Here is a 17,413-nt window from a genome sequence, read left to right as displayed (position 1 = left end):
AAACTGTTCTTAGATTTAATTGTATTAATCGTGAATGATCAAAACTTGGCAACTTTGTTATCGCATAAATGGCTGTGAAAAATACTAATCAATCTCTCTCTTGGACTATCCAAAACAGCTCAGACCTCTATGGAATTGATCGCTGGGGAAAGGGTTATTTCACAATCAATGAAAAAGGGAATATTGGTATTTGTCCCAACGGTTCCAAAAACAAATCTCATGATTTGATGGAACTATTAGATGAACTCGAAAGTCGAAAACTAAAATTTCCTCTGTTAATAAGATTTGACGATATTCTCGAAGACTGCTTAAAAAACTTACATAAAGCTTTTGAAAAAGCAATTAATGACTATCAATATCAAGGAAAATACCAAGGTGTATTTCCAATCAAATGTAATCAACAGCGTCACGTAGTTGAAGAATTAATCACCTGTGGTTCCAAATGGAATTTTGGCTTAGAAGCTGGAAGCAAACCAGAGTTACTAATTGCTTTATCAATTCTAGAGGATCCTAAAGCTTTACTAATATGTAATGGCTATAAAGATCAACGTTATATTGAAACAGCTATTTTAGCACGTCAGCTTGGACGTCAACCGATAGTAGTTATAGAACAAGCAAATGACGTTGATCTTATAATCAAATCCAGTCATTTACTCGGCGCATCTCCACTCATAGGAATTAGAGCAAAGTTATCTAGTCAAAGCTGTGGAAGATGGAGTAGCTCGATTGGTGACAAGTCGAAATTTGGACTTTCAATTCCAGAAATATTGAAAGCAATCAAAAGGTTAAAAAAAGCAAAACTTCTCAATGAATTAAAGCTTTTACATTTTCATCTAGGGAGTCAAATTAACGATATAGGTGTTTTAAAAGATGCCTTACAAGAAGCAGGACAAATTTATGCAGAATTAATTAATCTTGGGGCACCTATGGGATACTTAGATGTTGGAGGTGGTTTAGGTATTGATTACGATGGAAGTCAAACAGCCTCTATAGCATCTACTAACTACTCACTTCAAAATTACGCAAATGATGTTGTAGCAACAATTAAAGAGTGTTGTGAATCAAAAAAAATACCACTACCTACTTTGGTTACGGAGAGTGGAAGAGCAATTGCTAGTCACTTTTCAATCTTAATCTTCAATATTTTAGGCAAAAATTCGCTACCTTCTGACATTCCTAAAAAAGACGAAAAAGAATGTCTCTCTGTCAGAAATTTACGTGAAACATTAATCCACATACAGTCTCTAGAACTTAAGCAAGAAGAAGATTTAGCCAAACTACAAGAAGCATGGAATGATTCTCTTAAGTTTAAAGCAGATGCACTAGCGGCTTTTCGTCTCGGTTATATAGATTTAGTTGAACGTGCCAAAGCTGAACAGTTGACATGGGCCTGTGCAAAAACAATTGTTAATCAGTTACCAAAAAATATACTTTTACCTACAGAACTAAAAAAATTAAGTGAAAGCTTAGCCATAACATATTACGCAAATCTTTCCGTATTTAGATCCGCTCCAGACACTTGGGCCATTGATCAAGTTTTTCCAATTATGCCAATCCATCGGCTTAGCAAAGAACCGAACAAACTTGGTCACTTTGCAGATTTAACATGCGATTCAGATGGAAAGCTTGATCAATTTATTGACAATGGAAAAATTAAAAATTTGCTACCTCTTCATGAATTTAATCAAGACGAAAAATATCTAATTGGTCTTTTCTTAGCTGGCGCCTATCAAGAAGTAATGGGAAATCTACATAATTTATTTGGGAGTACTAATGCAGTCCATATAAGATTCACAGAGAAAGGAACGTATAAAGTTGAGCATGTCATTCGTGGAAATTCGAAATCAAATGTTCTTGAATATTTGGAACACGATCCAGAAATATTATTAGAGCGTTTACGAAAATCAAGCGAATCAGCTATTCAAGGCGGACATCTTAAAATCCAGGATGCACAAAAATTAATAGAGCATGTGGAGGTAAGTCTTCGTCAAAGTACTTACCTTCAGAGCTAAATTAAGTCAATTGTTGAGTCAAATTCTCATTAGCTTTTTCTAGAGCTAGATCCAACGATTGAGGTTGACTACCACCAGCTTGAGCAAGATTTGGACGACCACCGCCACCACCACCACACATTTTTGCAACCCCACTGATAAATTTGCCTGCATGAAAACCATCTAAAACTAAATCAGAAGAAAATGCAGCAACAAACACTAATTTATTATCGATCTCCTGATTTGGAATGCCTCCAAATACGACAGCAGAGTACTTGCCTAAATGATCGATCAAACTCGAAGCCGCGGTTTGCAATCCAGATCCGTCGACCCCATCTAAACGTCTGATTAATAATTTACTCTTACCAACACATTTTGCATAACTAGCCAAACTCAATGCCTTCACTAATGCGAGTTCATTCTTAAGTTTGATAAGTTCTTTTGTTTTATCTTTCAATTCCAGTTGAAGAGATGAAACTCTCTCAACAATTTCATATGATTGAACCTTGAATGATTTACTTAACTCCTTAACTACCAAATCACGTTCGTTAAAATAATCAAAAACTGATGGACCAGCCATAGCCTCTATTCGTCTAATACCTGAAGCAATACCTGTCTCATTAATAATTTTAAACGTACCTAGTTGTGACGTGCGAGTTACATGGGTACCTCCACATAACTCCATAGAAACACCTGGAACATCCACGACACGTACCACATCACCATATTTCTCACCAAACATTGCCAAAGCACCGGCAGCCATAGCCTCCTTAATTGGCATTGTTTTAATTTGAATTGGGTGATCTTCATTAATCCATTGATTTATCTGTACTTCCATATCATTAAGTTCTTTGTTTGTAAGAGGTTTTGGAGCATTAAAATCAAATCTCAATCGATCATTTGAAACTAACGAACCTCTTTGACTTACACTTGAGTCAATCGATAACTTTAAAGCTGATTGTAATAGATGTGTAGCTGTGTGATTTGATGTAGTTCGTTGACGAAAAGATGGAGTCACATTCATCTGAACAGATGAATTAACTGTTAGAACTCCTGTTTTAATCCTTCCAGAATGAATAAAAATATTCTTCTTTTTTCTAACGTTTTCTATAAACACCTCTAAACCTTTAGACGTTATTAAGCCTTTATCTCCAATTTGCCCACCTGACTCAGCATAAAAAGGCGTTCTATTTACAATAATCTTAACTAAATCACCCTCAAAAGCTTGTTTCACTAATTCATTATTTTTAAAAATGCCTATCACAGCAGAAGTGGTTTGTAACTTTTCATAGCCATCAAATATTGTTTTATCAAACAAAGAAATTTCTCTTTGAATTGAACCTTCTTCAGTTAAATCAATGCTGACAGAAGCTGCTTTTGCACGTTTGCGTTGCTTCTCCATTTCAACTTCAAAGCCAGTAATATCAACAGAAATACCTTTTTCATTCGCGATCTCTTCTGTTAATTCCAAAGGAAAACCATAAGTGTCATAAAGCTCAAATGCCTGTGCACCAGAGATAAGATCACATTCATGAGCTGTTATCTCTGCTAAAAGTTTTTCTCCCCGTTCAAGAGTTTCAAGGAAACGAGATTCTTCTATTTTTAACTCATTAAGAATAATTTTCTTTTTCTCCAGTAATTGAGGATAAGCATTTTTCATCAGCTCAATTGCAACTTCAGCTAGCTGAGGTAAAAACGACTGATTAATCCCTACCAGTCGACCATGTCGAATCATACGCCGTATGAGACGACGAAGAATATAGCCTCGCCCGAGATTACCAGCAGTTACACCATCACAAATTAAATGAGTAACAGCTCTGCAATGATCTCCAATAATTTTTAATGATGTTTGATTTTTTTTATTTGTAGTTTCATAATTGATTTTAGCTAATAAAGCCGCTGACTCAATGAGAGGAAAAATAAGATCCGTTTCATAGTTATTAGATTTTTTTTGCAAAATTTGAGCCATTCTTTCTAAGCCCATTCCTGTATCAATATGACAATTCGCCAATGGTTCAAGAGTGCCCTTTAAGTCTCGGTTGTATTGCATAAAAACCAAATTATAAAATTCTATAAATCGACTATCGTCTTCAAGATCTATACCATCACTTCCTAATTCGGGTTTAAAATCAAAATACAGTTCTGAACATGGACCACAAGGTCCTGTAGCTCCAGATGACCAGAAATTATCCGAAGCACCCATTCTGATGATTCTCTTTGGATCAACCCCCTCAACTTCTTTCCATATTTGCTCTGCTTCTAAGTCTTCTTCAAAAACGCTAATGACTATATTCTTTGGATTGAGTCGAAAAACATCAGTAGTTAATTCCCACGCCCATTGAATTGCCTCTTTTTTAAAGTAATCACCAAAAGAAAAATTACCAAGCATCTCAAAAAAAGTATGATGCCTAGCTGTTCTCCCTACATTTTCAATATCATTCGTTCTAATACATTTTTGACTGGATGTTGCCCTAGGAATAGGAGATTCTTTCAATCCTAAGAATATAGGTTTAAAAGGTAACATCCCCGCAATTGTCAATAAAACAGTTGGATCATCTGGAATTAAAGAAGAACTTGCAAGTTTCTTATGATTATGTTTCGTAAAAAAGTTTATAAAAGCTTCTCTTATTTCATCTCCTGAGAGAGATGGAGGATTCATTAAGGTGGAAGAATTTTTTTTCATAACTAAAAATTATTTCTACAAAGGTTTTTGAAAACAATCACAAAAATGGTCAGATTGGCTCAACTTGCCCTTAAACAATAACAAAATGGAAACCCATGAGACTTCGAAAGAGAAAATATTCAAAAAAATCCGTCGAGATCCACACCTATTGCAAACAAATAATATTTACGGGAAGCAGTATCACACGTACAAACCTCAATATCCTATTATGGTAAAAAATGATCTAGGTATTTTCACTCAGCAATCTAATTTGTTGCAGCTTTCTAGCTCTCCCTGATTAATGGCTTTAAGAACATGATTTTTACTGAATCGACAGCTTTAGAAAATCAGAAAAAGGATACTCCTAGACTTTCACTGCAATATGAAAAAATTGCTGAAGATACACACGCATTAAGATCGTTAGATTGGGATCGGAGCAGGTTTGATATTGAATTTGGCCTTAGAAATGGAACTACATACAATAGTTTTTTAATAAGAGGTAAAAAAACTGCACTTATAGATACAAGCCATTTAAAATTCAAAAATATTTGGTTTGAAAAACTAAGACAAGAAATCAATCCAACAGAAATTGATTATTTAATAGTCAGTCACACAGAACCAGACCATTCAGGACTTATTAAATACTTAATTGAATTAAACCCAAATATTGAAATCGTCGCATCTAAAGTAGCTATAAAATTTTTAGAAGATCAAATCCATCAACCTTTTAGGTCAAGAGCTGTCAAAAGTGGTGAGGACCTAAATTTAGAATTTAATTCAATCAGCGGAGTCGAGCACAAAATTGAATTTATTAGTGCGCCAAATCTACACTGGCCCGATACTATTTTTTCTTTTGATCACGGTACTCAAGTTTTATATACTTGTGACGCGTTTGGTTTGCATTACTGTTCAGAAAAATTGTACGACGAAAATCCAAATCTATTAAATGAAGATTTCCGATTTTATTACGACTGCCTCATGGGTCCTAATGCCCGCAGCGTAGTTCAAGCATTAAAAAAGATTGATGCATTACCAACCGTGCAAACTATTGGTGTTGGACATGGGCCAATCCTTAATTTTAATACTCAGTTATGGCTGAATAATTATAGAGAATGGAGTAAGCAAAAAAGTAAAGGAGATAACTATGCCGTGGTTTGTTATCTGAGCCAATATGGTTTTTGCGATCGACTTAGTCAAGCAATTGCTCATGGCATAGGCAAGGCAAATGCTCAAGTTCAATTAGTTGATCTTATTGCTTCAGACACTCAAGAATTAAGTGCTCTAATTAGTGATGCAAGCGCAGTTGTTGTACCAACATGGCCAATCAAATCTGATTCGGAATTGCAAAGTAATATTGGGACACTACTTGCGTCATTAAAACAAAAGCAGTGGGTAGCTACTTATGATTCTTATGGCGGAAATGAAGAGCCAATTGACTTTATTACTAACCAATTAAGAAAGCTTGGACAAAAAGAAGCATTTAAACCACTTCGAGTTCGTGATGAACCAAATAAAACTGTTTATCAACAATTTGAAGAAGCTGGTACAGATTTAGGTCAAATTCTTACTAGAAAGAAAAATTTAGCTGCTACAAAAAACCTTGATGGAGAATTAAACAAAGCGCTTGGTTGTTTAAGCGGTGGGCTCTACATTGTTACGGCTAAAGAGAATTCAGATGCGGACAGTCGAGACGGCGCGATGGTTGCAAGCTGGGTCAGTCAAGCAAGTTTTGAACCCCCTGGAATCACCGTAGCAGTAGCTAAAGACAGAGCCATTGAATCATTATTACAAGTCAATAATCGTTTTGTTTTGAATATTCTTCAAGAAAATAATTATTTGCACCTCTTCAGACACTTTTTAAAACGTTTTCCACCAGGTGCTAATCGATTTGAAGGAGTTGAATTAATGAATGATCTTGCGGCTGGAGGACCAGTCCTATCTGATGCGTTAGCTTTCCTTTCATGTAAAGTTATTCAAAGAATGGAGACAACAGACCATTGGATCATCTATTCATCAGTTGAGAAAGGAAATTTATCAAATACTCAAAGTAAAACAGCAGTTCATCACAGAAGAGTTGGTAGTAATTATTAATAATGGCAGTAGAGAATATTTCTTCAACAAGGCTAAATACTTTCATAAAAAAGACGATCCAGATTCCTATTGAGGAGAACTTAATTTGCTTAAGAAGCCTAAATCCAAAAAGAACTAGATTTGAAGTTGAATATTCTCTTGAAAAAGGTAGTTGCACAAATACTTTTTTATTTAAGTCTTATCAAGATGAAGATTCTAAATCACAAGAATATATTCTAATTCACCCTCCTGGTTTAACATTTGAAAAAGAATTCTTAGAAGAGTTTGAGACAATCATTAGCAGAGATTCAGTTGAAATAAAATTAGTTATGGGTCATATCAATCCCAATAAAGTAGCGTTTGTAAAACGAATGAATGTGAAGTATAAAAATTTAACGGTTATTTGTTCTAATCCCGGAGCAAAATTATTCAGGGAAATTTGGAATTTACGAAAACCATCTAAAAATACAAATCCAAAAGAAGCATCCGAGAAAGTTGCAATCCTTCCAAATATACAAATCATTAGACAACTAGAAATTCTGAAATTAGATAATAACTTTGAGATTACTCTCATTCCGGCGCCAACAGCACGTTGGCCTGGTGGGCTAATTGTTTTTGAAAAGGAAACTGGTTTATTGATGAGTGACAAATTGTTTGGTGCGCATGTATATGAAGAAAAATGGGCTGAATTAAACAGTATTAGTACGGAAGAAGAAAGAAGACATTACTTCGATTGTTTAATGGCACCAATGTCTACTCAAGTTAATAGTATTATCGAAAAATTCGAAGATTTTGAGATTGATACGATAGCCCCTGGGCATGGACCTGCAATCAGCGGTAGTTGGAGAAGTTTATTAAACAACTACCAAAGCTGGGGAGAAAGCCAAAAATACAACAACTTAAGAGTTGCTTTATTATTTGCTAGTGCATATGGAAACACTGCAGCTATTGCTGATGCCATCGCTAGAGGAATTAGTAAAACAGGTGTCAAAGTTAAGATTATTAATTGTGAATTCACTGCTTCAGATAGTTTAATCAATGAAATTCGCAAAGCCGATGGATATCTAATTGGATCACCAACTTTAGGAGGACATGCACCCACCCCTATTGTTTCAGCACTAGGTACTCTTTTGGCTGAGGGAGACAGAGACAAGCCGGCTGGAGTATTCGGAAGTTATGGGTGGAGTGGAGAGGCTCTTGATTTACTTGAAAAAAAATTAAAAGATGGGGGTTTTAAATTTGGATTTGAACCCATAAAAATCAAATTCAGTCCTGATCCATTAATGATTAAAAAACTTGAGGAAACAGGTATCCAATTTGGTAAACAATTAATTAATACGAAATTACGTCAACAAAGAAAGGCTAATGTTGGATTAAATACCAGTAAAAGTGATCCAACAATTAATGCACTTGGAAGAGTCGTAGGGTCACTATGTATATTGACTGCTCAAAAAGGAGATGAAGGTAATCAAATTAGCGGAGCAATGGTTGCAAGCTGGGTGAGTCAAGCAAGCTTTTCTCCTCCTGGTATTACAATTGCAGTGGCCAAAGAAAGAGCTGTAGAAAACTTACTTCATACTGGTGATAATTTTGCTTTGAATATTTTAGAACAAAACAATCATCAAAGCCTCCTTAAACAATTTCTCCAATCATTCCAACCTGGAGATAATAGATTTAACAATCTTGAGATCAAATTAAGTCCAAGCAATCAACCTTTGTTAAACGAAGCTTTAGCTTGGCTGGAGGGTACAGTTAGTCAAAGAATGGAGTGTGGGGATCATTGGCTGATATATGCTGAGATTAAACATGGAAAAGTCCTTAAAAAAGATGGAGTAACAGCAGTTCATCATCGAAAAACCGGAGCGAACTACTAGATCCATTACAAAAACGACTTGATCCATTTATTTATACTTCCTTCCTAATTCACAATGTCTAATAAAAAGCTTCTTATTATAGCTGCAAGCAATGGTGAAAATCTGAAATTAGCCAAAAGATTTTTACTCGCAGGCAAGGAACTAAATTACTCATGCGAATTGCTTGATTTAACAGAATCACAAAATGATTTACCAATATTTAATCCACGTCATAATTCAAAAGAGAAAGCACCAGAGAATCTTCATTTGATCAATGCTCAAATGGAAAACCATTCACATTGGGTCATTTGTGCTCCAGAATATAATGGTTCAATTCCTCCAATTCTTACAAATGCAATAGCTTGGCTTTCTGTGCAAGGAAAAGATTTTCGAAGTTTATTTAATGAACGTCCAATTGCAATTGCAAGTTTTTCGGGAGGGGGGTGTATGGAGTTATTGCTTTCGATGCGAATTCAGCTGACCCATCTTGGAGCTTTGGTTTTAGGACGTCAGTTAGCTACCAACAAGTCAAAAATTGCTGAAGATACATCAATTAAAGCAATCATAACTCAACTACTAAAACTAAATCATTCTAATTAACTCTCTAACTCCTCTCCAACACTAATCAATTGCTCGTTAGAATTTAATTCATACCATGTCTGAAACATTTTTTTTGCCATAGGTAGAGCGTGGACTGAGCCACCTCCAGGAGTATTCTGAGCAAATGCAACTATGACTATTTTCCCAGAGTCATAAGGTGCAAAGCCAGCAAACCATGCATGATCTTCACCTCCACTGCTATCTTCAGCTGTTCCAGTTTTACCAGCAACCGGAGGGATTATAGAGGGATCTATATTTATTCCAATAGCAGTACCACTAGTTACTACTTTTCGAAGTCCACGACGGATTGTCTCAAAAGTTGTATCACGAATATCTACTTTTTGGAAATATTTTTCTGATCTCCAATTGATATTGCCATCAACCAAATGAGGAGTAATCAAATAACCACCATTTGCAAAAGACGCATATGCTCGTGCTAATTGCAATGGAGTAACCAGAACAACCGATTGACCAATAGATGCACTAGCCATATCCTCTACGATCCAGGGGGTTTCTCCGGGCTTTCCCCAACCACGACCTTTATCAGCCCATTCCTTATTACCTACTAAGCCCTTATTTTCATCAATTAGAGTTTCTATGCCAGTATAATTATCGAAGCCAAGTTTTATCGCTGCATCATATAAAGCCGAGGGTCCAACCCCGACACCTACTTGATAAAAAAAAGTATTGCTCGAAACTCTAAATGCATCTTCATATCCTATCCACCCAAAACCTCTCTTGTTATATTCTGGGAAACAATGACTACCATATTTAATACAAGGAACGGTATTTAATTTTTGACTAGGAGGAAATTTACCACTTTCCATACCAGCAATAGCCGTTATTGGCTTCCATGTACTTCCTGGATCGTATGCATTAAATGCTCTACTCAAAAGAGGACGGTTTGATGACAAAAAAATGTTGCCATATTGTTGATTAGTAAAAGGCTGAGAAAAAAAATTCAGATCAAAAGTAGGTTGACTAGCAATTGCTCTAATTGCACCTGTACGTGGATCAAGCGCTATTATTGCTCCTCCGACTTTATCGGACAAAACTTTTTCGGCAGTCCGTTGAAGCTCTAGATCAAGAGTCAATTTGATATCCTTGCCAGCCTGAGGAAGCTTTAACCCTAAACTCCGTTGAACCGTACCTATTGCATCAATCTCAAGCATTTCCCCACCCCATTTACCTCTCAATTCAGGTTCAAAAGCAGCTTCAATACCTTTTCGTCCAATTCGATCGGAAAATTTATAACCTCTTTGTGAAAGCTCCGAAAACTCATCTTGAGTTATCAATTGTGTATAACCTAAAGCATGAGCGGCTAAAGACTTATAAGGATAATTTCTAACCAAACCAATATCAATCTGAGCACCATACAATTTACTTTCTTGTTCTTTAAATCTGATAACTTGCTCAACGGATAAATCACTCAACAATACTTTTTTATAAGGGGTCTCGGAATTACTTCTGTTATATGCAATCTCTAATTGACTTGCAGAAACATTCAACAGATCAGATAAAGCATTCCTTAGATCAATCCATTCAACATCAGTTAACAGTCTAGGCTGAACAGATAAAGAATAAAAAAGTTTATTATCAGCAAGAATTACACCATTACGATCTAATAGCCTTCCTCTTATTGGTGGGTTAGAAATTAGCTTAATTCTATTTTCTTCTGAAAGTTTTTTATAGTAAGAACCATTAATTATTTGTATCCAAAATAGACGAGCACCTGTAACGAAAAAAATTAAGCAAGTAAATAAAAAGAAAATCAAGGGTTGATTGAAAGCACCCACATGCTTTTTAGAACTGAGATATAATTTTTCCTTTTTCTTCATTATCATAATTCAAGAATTATTAATCATCTAAATTTTTTGAGTCATCACTAAGATAATGCCTCAATTGATCTAATTCTTTATCAATTCTATTTAAAGTTGAAACTAAAGAATCTTGATCATTTCTTTGATAATCAGGAGAATTCTCTTCAACAGTTACATCAACAGAAACAACTGGATAGCCTAAACCAGGAATCAACTGATCAATCTTATCCCTTACTCTCTTTGCAGAAGTTTTGCCATCAAGTTGGAATTCTAAAAAAGGATCTTTTGATTTTAATACATCCATTATTTTTTGAAATCCACCATTTTTAGCCTTATTAACAATGCCCATTCCAAAAGGCAATGCAGATTCCATTGCAAATAAATGCAAATCCCTTAATTGATCTTTAGCCATAATGGCCTAACAAAAGCTACTTAAGAATACCTGTTTCTGACGTTGGGAAGTAAGGAGTACAACTATTATTAGAAATACCTATGGACCAACCACCAAAGATTGACATCACAATTATTGTCGCGAATGGAAGAAAAGCTTGATGAGTAGTTTCAAGAGTTAACCATTCTCGCCAACCTCTTACAAAACGCTCTCTAGCAAACCTATTACGCTCTCTTGAAGCTTGATTAATTTTCTTTCTAAAAGATTTCTCTACCCAACGTTCAAAAGACTTTTTTTTAGTAACTGCCATCTTTCTTTCAACTTCTAGCAATTGCCCCGCAGTAAGCTGAGGATGAAAAGTACCAATTAATTCAAGCGTTTTTAAAAACATTTCAACTGCGGCGTCTTTAATCATCCGCTCTTCCTCTTTCAAAAAAGTCCAATCAACCTCAGGATAAAAACGCGCTCTATTCAGATTGATTTGCTCTTCTCCTAGCTGGCCAGGCTCTCTTAACCATCTATCAGTATTGTTGTCAAAGCGTCGCCAATAAAGAAAAGGATTTATAAAAATAACCTTTCCTGAAATGGTTATGCTATCTTTCTGGAGCCGTCGGCTTAACTGCAAATCAGTCTGTTGTGCAACTGTCAAAAGTAATAAGCTATTGAACTAATTTATCTTTTTTTCTTGAAGTCGACCACCCCTAAAAAACAAGATAAGTCAACATAACCACAAGAAATCGAAGTCAACTTAATAGGCACAGATAAATTTATTTAATCAATTTCTCTCTAATTCTCTATTTTTGCTTGACTAGGGATTCTATCCCACTTGATTGAATGCTTATTTCTCTACAAAAAATGCCCAAATGTATACAGGAATAAGTATCTTTTTAGTCAGTGCATGCAAAACAACAATAATTCAGTTATGTTCATTCCGAACATATTCCAACAAAAGAAATGCTACGTAAACAAGAAAAAAATGCTGTCACAAGAGGAGTTATCCTTGCTATTGGCTGGGGATGGGGTTTAGATAGATTTTATGAAGGTGATAAAAAAGGAGGCATACTCTCAATCATTGGCTGGGGAATTATCTTTACGAGTTTTCTATACTTAAAATGCTCAGGTATTGAATATGTCGATGGTGTAAAAGATTATTCCAACTACAGTCCCAACCCTCTAATAGTCCTTCCTTTGATTGCTGGTTTATATGGAATATATTTAATTATTAGAAAAGGATTTAGATTAGCAAAGCAATTTGAAAACGCAGAAGACTAACCAATCTTGTAGGTATTAAATAACGCAGCCTTATGATCCAAGTCATCTTGTTTTTAAGAGGTGACAAAAGTCCCCAGAAGAGTAAAAATGAATTAACAGGACAACTCCTCACACAATCGTTCTGTAAAAAAACACCCTTCTTACAGTAAGTCGGGTGTTTTTTTATGACTAATTTTCGAATTATCACAAGTAACAGTCGGCGAACCAACCTGCTGGCACTTGAGTTAGCCAAGAGATACGTAACATTGGACCTGTGAAGAGTGGGATCCTCCGCAGTGGAAACAAGGAAACACTTGCTCTGATCTCCAAAGAAACCATCTCATTAACAATACGGCGGTTTTTTTGTGATTATTTTGACTTAGAAAAAACAAAATCAAAAAGGTAATTAGAGCGGTATTCTCTACTGTTTTTCAACTTTTTTGACCAATGAATCAATTAAGTTAAATAATTAACTTTTTACAAATGACTGAAGAAAAAAAAATAGACAAAAAAAAGTGCAGTGGGAAAGGAAAAGCGATGTTTGCCTATGGCCTTATTCAACTAGGCTCTAATGTAGTTTCTGCTGTTGCTCTTGTTGCCATCGCCTTCAGTTTGTGTTCTGTAAAACAAGACTCACAAGTCTTCAACGAATGTGTGGAAGAGATTCAAGCTAGTGGAAAAAGCGCTTCTGATGCAGTTCGCTTCTGCAATGGTGGTAAATAGCGATCAGTCCATTAGATAAAAGAATATTCCACTGATCAATCGATAAAACAAATGAGGATGAAAAATTTTCATCCCATTTGTTTTTTTAGTGTTTTAGAATTCATTCCACCCATCGCATATCTGTCTCTAATAAACAGGTATTTGACAACATACCCACTAACTTTTTTATTAAACACTTGCACTTAACGACTATATTGATATAAATCTAATTTTTGATAATAAGTTTTTCTTAAATGTTTTGAATAGGCATACGCATGTCGAGCTGAAGTCAATTTTCCGCGAACAAGATCCGAAATTTATTATCCAATGAGCATAAAAACTATTAAATTTATTTTTTTTTCATATTCAACTCCTCTAATTATTTTTTAAACCCATAAAAATAGATTCTCTATCCCATGAATGGATTGCCGCTCCAAAGAGTCAGTGTGGAGAGCAGTTATGGGATAAAAACAGTGTTCATAAAAATCAAGATGGAATTATACGAGTATTAAGCAAATTTATTCCTAAAAGCAATAATGAAATTACACAAGACATCTTATCTAGCATGGATGGTAAATGTTCGGGAAAATCCTTCAGAGATATTGCAGTAGGCACAAAGAAATTTAATGAATTCGAAAACAAACAATCTTCCTGAAAAGATCCGCATAGAGATAGATTAATTTTGAGTGTAATGGATCAGATTTGTGCTTTTATAAAGTAATTCATACAAATGCAAATTAGTTTTTAATCAATATGCTTTTTTTCATATGCTTATTTTACCGTACCCCAATCAACTTTAACTCCGAAACCTTCAGGTATATCTTCGCTTATATCTCTTAATTCTAGCCATTGAATCTCATCATTTATATTAAAATTTTTAAACCTTCTTACATATAGATCTCCAGCCAAATCTGGATCTTCAACACCAAAAAAGTCACATATTTCCTCTACCCTTGCCCAATGCTCAATTTCATTAGTTGCTCGTTTGAATTCAGTCATATGAAATTTAGCTTTTTCTTCCTTACTTAATTTTTCTAAAACTGAAGAAGATAAAGTAACAGTTGCGAAGTCCCATCTAGAGTAATCTTCTCCTTTAACCACAAGATTCCTTTTATTGAGTTCTTGCAGCCACGCTTCGTCCATATTCTTCCCATCAGTTTAAAGATTTTATCTGATTAAATCAAACTTTCCAATACTCATGCCACTCGGCTTGTAGTTCATTCTTTGAAAACAAGTTATAAAAATCTTTCCATTTCTTTTCTGAATTTGCATCAGTGGCACTAAATGAGACCATGAAATCTATTGCTCCTTCTTAAACAAAAAATTTTCCTGTATTTGATGTGAAGATCAATTCAATTAAGAATTACTAGGAACCTCATCTTCATGCAATTTGCTTTTATTTTGATTTTGTACCCCTATTGATTCACTAAATCCAGATGCAAGTATTCCAGTAGGTATTGCGATTGCGGCAATACCCATAAGAGAAGTTATCGAGGCAATTGTTTTTCCAACAGCCGTTACTGGTATGGAATCTCCATACCCAACAGCACTGACAGTTGTGATTGACCACCAAAGACATCTTGGAATTGAACCTAACAAGCTTGGTTGAATAGAAGATTCAGCAAGATACATAAACGTACTGCTGATCAACAAAAGTAAAACTGTATAAAAAATCGAAATTTGTAATTCTTGACTCTTTGATCGAATTGCATAATTAAAGTGATAGATGCTTTGCTTAAATTTTTCACTCCTTCCAATTTTTAATATTCGCAAAAGACGAATAATCCTAAGAATTTTTAATTCAGAACGAACACCAATAAAAGATGGGATAATTGCAATGACATCAATAATTGCCATTGGTGAAACCACATAAAGTAAAACGCCTTTCCATCCTTTTCCATATTTCTTTTCAAGTGGTGCGACCCATAAACGACAACAATATTCAAAGCAAAACAAACCACCAATAATCCAATCCAAAAGGTCTATCTGATCCCCAAATTTATAATCGATTGAGTTTTCAGTAGTGATAACTGCGAAAAAAATCGAAATAAAAATTGTAACTCCACAGATTTTATTAAATAAGGAAGTTTTCACTCCTGGTGACTCATTTATTATCTGCTCATAGATTCTTAGACGTAATTCATTCATCGCTGCCTATCGACTTAACTAGGAATGCCTATAAGTTAAGCAAATCTTGTTGATTTTGCTAAGCATCACCTATGGAAAGAGATGCCCTGGTCTCATCTATAAAATGCATTTCCAGTTCATTACTAAAGATGTCCGTACCATTAGAAGGAATAACAAGGGGTAAATCTCTATAAGTAAGCAAGCAATTGTTCATATTCAATTCCTTGGATGAATAATTACCCTCGTGCTGTCCACCCTCTGTCCTAAACTCACCGGCCTCTGTCCTGGACCAGATAATAAACCAATCAAGTTTTTCCAATTTTTCTAATTTTGCCTCATTCCAATCGTGGTAGTCGTCAGAATCAAAAAAATCCATTATCGATGTCTCTACACGCTCACCATCAACTTCTATTGATCCTTCATCCAAGTGAATTTGATATTCCTCTGCCCCGTCCTCCTCAAGAAGAACTTCATTATTAAAAGTCTTTTGCGCTAATGCCAACATCTCTTCTTTTCGTTCATCAAGAATCTTGCTGACAACCATATCTTCGTCCCAGTGACGCTCATCAATAACATATCGAAGTGAACCAAATCTTTCCGAAAGTGCCTTGTTTGCAGCATCTTTAGCAATTCTTGCTGCCTTTTCACTGTCCTCACATAGTTCCTCTTTAAGACGTTTCAGATCACTCGCTAATGCATCCATTTTTTTATAAAATTCGCCATAATACTTTCCTGATCTCGTTTTTTCAGTTGAGTAGAAAACCTTAATATATTGAATATCTCCGTTGTAAGTAACTTCAAATGACATCAGATGCATGGTATCTATTATTGAAATGATGACGCTTTTTTTTAACCCTCGCCATAATTATTTTTTTTAATTGAAATACAATTTTCCATCAAATTCCAGAACAACTGAAAGGATTGACAACAAGGAAAATACTTTGTCAGCCAATACCTACAAGTTTATAGTCATTACTTTTACCAAAAAGTAATTCGACAAAAAAATTACTTTCAACCTCTATTTCAAAGTTAAACAACTTTACCAGAATTCTCCTGTACGATTATATGAAAAATAGAAGACATATTTGACTTTCTAGCGTATAGCTTTAGGCATTAATTTAAATATTGTGATTTACTCCCTAATACTATGATTTCAGAGTAGATCATGGATAGAAGAAATCTAATTATTCTTATCAATATAATTTAATCTATATTTTTTAATATATTTAAAAAATACTAAAATTAAAAAAATAAATAACAGAACAACTACTCGCAAAAACAGTTCTGTAATAGAGGAAGGCCCCCAGTGCCAGTCACAAGACGAGGGGTCTTTCTTTTTGGAAGAATAAAGATTGATACTATAGGGTTTTTATCCTATAGATATTTTTAATCAATAGGAGTAGGTATAAATCAAAGCACTATTAGGAGGTCAAACCATGTCATGCGGTAATCCTTTTAAACATGCAATCGAAGACGTAAAGATAACATTTTCAAAATCATATGGAGTTCCTATCCAAGGGAATGATTGGTGTGATCTAGTTTCTAATTATGAAACTGATTTTGATGAAGTTGATTACGAGAATGAATGTCTGCAGTTTGGCAACTGCTCAATGAATTACTAAAAAACATTAAATTCAATGGAGGTCTAATCATGCAAGTAACCCGCAGTTTCAGATCTAATGGGTCAAATGCTCTTTCATCAATCTTTCTTTGGTTTTCTGTAGTGTTAATCTCACTTGGAACACTTCCTCATCTCATTCCTTATTACTTTCAATTGAAATATTGAGGTGAAAAACAATGATTCTTGATCTTCTGAAACTAATTCTTAGAAAGCACAAAGATTATTGGGGTGCTGGTTAAACAGGAGTTAATTAACTGTTAACCAAATCTAGATTTATTAGAGATGTATTAGGAGTCACAGCACCTCCTGTGGGTCAAAGTTAAGT

15 protein-coding genes are annotated in these 17,413 nt (G+C 34.9%); 8 read left to right on the top strand and 7 right to left on the bottom strand.

Annotated features, from left to right (window positions below; genetic code table 11):
- Positions 1–68 precede the first annotated feature (68 nt).
- Positions 69–2,012, top strand: a complete 1,944-nt coding sequence (gene speA / locus AC6EI2_RS08020) for a biosynthetic arginine decarboxylase (protein WP_498461824.1) — start codon at positions 69–71, stop codon at positions 2,010–2,012.
- Between the two features lies 1 nt (position 2,013).
- Here speA and alaS read toward each other — a convergent pair whose 3' ends face one another.
- Positions 2,014–4,674: an alanine--tRNA ligase gene (gene alaS / locus AC6EI2_RS08015; protein ID WP_498461823.1), complete on the bottom strand. Its 2,661-nt coding sequence runs from the start codon at positions 4,672–4,674 to the stop codon at positions 2,014–2,016.
- Between the two features lie 294 nt (positions 4,675–4,968).
- Between alaS and AC6EI2_RS08010 the strand changes: the two genes are divergently transcribed.
- From AC6EI2_RS08010 to AC6EI2_RS08000, 3 genes are read left to right on the top strand one after another with little or no spacing between them, the layout of a single operon-like run.
- Positions 4,969–6,744, top strand: coding sequence for a flavin reductase (locus AC6EI2_RS08010; RefSeq protein WP_498461822.1), 1,776 nt, complete (start codon positions 4,969–4,971; stop codon positions 6,742–6,744).
- A 2-nt stretch (positions 6,745–6,746) separates the two neighbouring features.
- Complete coding sequence (locus AC6EI2_RS08005; RefSeq protein WP_498461821.1) at positions 6,747–8,597, top strand: flavin reductase; 1,851 nt, start codon at positions 6,747–6,749, stop codon at positions 8,595–8,597.
- A 54-nt stretch (positions 8,598–8,651) separates the two neighbouring features.
- Positions 8,652–9,176 carry an NADPH-dependent FMN reductase gene (locus AC6EI2_RS08000; protein ID WP_498461820.1) on the top strand — a complete coding sequence of 175 codons (525 nt, stop codon included), beginning with the start codon at positions 8,652–8,654 and terminating at the stop codon, positions 9,174–9,176.
- Here AC6EI2_RS08000 and mrdA read toward each other — a convergent pair.
- The 3 genes from mrdA to AC6EI2_RS07985 are packed head-to-tail and all read right to left on the bottom strand — an operon-like array spanning position 9,173 to position 12,036.
- Positions 9,173–11,014, bottom strand: coding sequence for a penicillin-binding protein 2 (mrdA, locus tag AC6EI2_RS07995; RefSeq protein WP_498461819.1), 1,842 nt, complete (start codon positions 11,012–11,014; stop codon positions 9,173–9,175). The genes AC6EI2_RS08000 and mrdA overlap by 4 nt on opposite strands.
- Before the next feature lie 19 nt (positions 11,015–11,033).
- Positions 11,034–11,408, bottom strand: coding sequence for a hypothetical protein (locus AC6EI2_RS07990; protein ID WP_498461818.1), 375 nt, complete (start codon positions 11,406–11,408; stop codon positions 11,034–11,036).
- Between the two features lie 16 nt (positions 11,409–11,424).
- A complete protein-coding gene (locus tag AC6EI2_RS07985; RefSeq protein ID WP_498461817.1) occupies positions 11,425–12,036 on the bottom strand; it encodes a DUF8672 family protein in 612 nt (203 codons plus the stop codon).
- 305 nt (positions 12,037–12,341) lie between these two features.
- Between AC6EI2_RS07985 and AC6EI2_RS07980 the strand changes: the two genes are divergently transcribed.
- From AC6EI2_RS07980 to AC6EI2_RS07970, 3 genes are all read left to right on the top strand, one after another.
- Positions 12,342–12,659, top strand: a complete 318-nt coding sequence (locus AC6EI2_RS07980; protein ID WP_498461816.1) for a hypothetical protein — start codon at positions 12,342–12,344, stop codon at positions 12,657–12,659.
- A gap of 462 nt (positions 12,660–13,121) precedes the next feature.
- Positions 13,122–13,361: a hypothetical protein gene (locus tag AC6EI2_RS07975; protein ID WP_498461815.1), complete on the top strand. Its 240-nt coding sequence runs from the start codon at positions 13,122–13,124 to the stop codon at positions 13,359–13,361.
- Between the two features lie 373 nt (positions 13,362–13,734).
- Entirely contained in the window at positions 13,735–13,995 is a 261-nt protein-coding gene (locus AC6EI2_RS07970; protein ID WP_498463474.1) for a hypothetical protein, read from the top strand.
- Positions 13,996–14,111: 116 nt separating this feature from the next.
- Here AC6EI2_RS07970 and AC6EI2_RS07965 read toward each other — a convergent pair whose 3' ends face one another.
- The 3 genes from AC6EI2_RS07965 to AC6EI2_RS07955 form a co-directional block, all read right to left on the bottom strand.
- Positions 14,112–14,483, bottom strand: a complete 372-nt coding sequence (locus AC6EI2_RS07965) for a hypothetical protein (RefSeq protein WP_498461814.1) — start codon at positions 14,481–14,483, stop codon at positions 14,112–14,114.
- Positions 14,484–14,696: 213 nt separating this feature from the next.
- On the bottom strand, positions 14,697–15,488 hold the full coding sequence (locus AC6EI2_RS07960; protein WP_498461813.1) for a potassium channel family protein: 792 nt from the start codon (positions 15,486–15,488) through the stop codon (positions 14,697–14,699).
- Positions 15,489–15,546: 58 nt separating this feature from the next.
- The gene (locus AC6EI2_RS07955; RefSeq protein WP_498461812.1) at positions 15,547–16,275 is read right to left on the bottom strand and encodes a hypothetical protein; all 729 of its coding nucleotides are present in this window, start codon (positions 16,273–16,275) and stop codon (positions 15,547–15,549) included.
- A 628-nt stretch (positions 16,276–16,903) separates the two neighbouring features.
- Here AC6EI2_RS07955 and AC6EI2_RS07950 point away from each other — a divergent pair.
- Positions 16,904–17,089 carry a hypothetical protein gene (locus AC6EI2_RS07950; protein ID WP_498461800.1) on the top strand — a complete coding sequence of 62 codons (186 nt, stop codon included), beginning with the start codon at positions 16,904–16,906 and terminating at the stop codon, positions 17,087–17,089.
- Positions 17,090–17,413 lie beyond the last annotated feature (324 nt).

The sequence above is a fragment of the Prochlorococcus sp. MIT2302 genome (genome assembly GCF_059772385.1).
The sequence above is the reverse complement of the archived record's forward strand: the minus strand, read 5'-3'. Positions and strand labels throughout refer to the sequence as shown.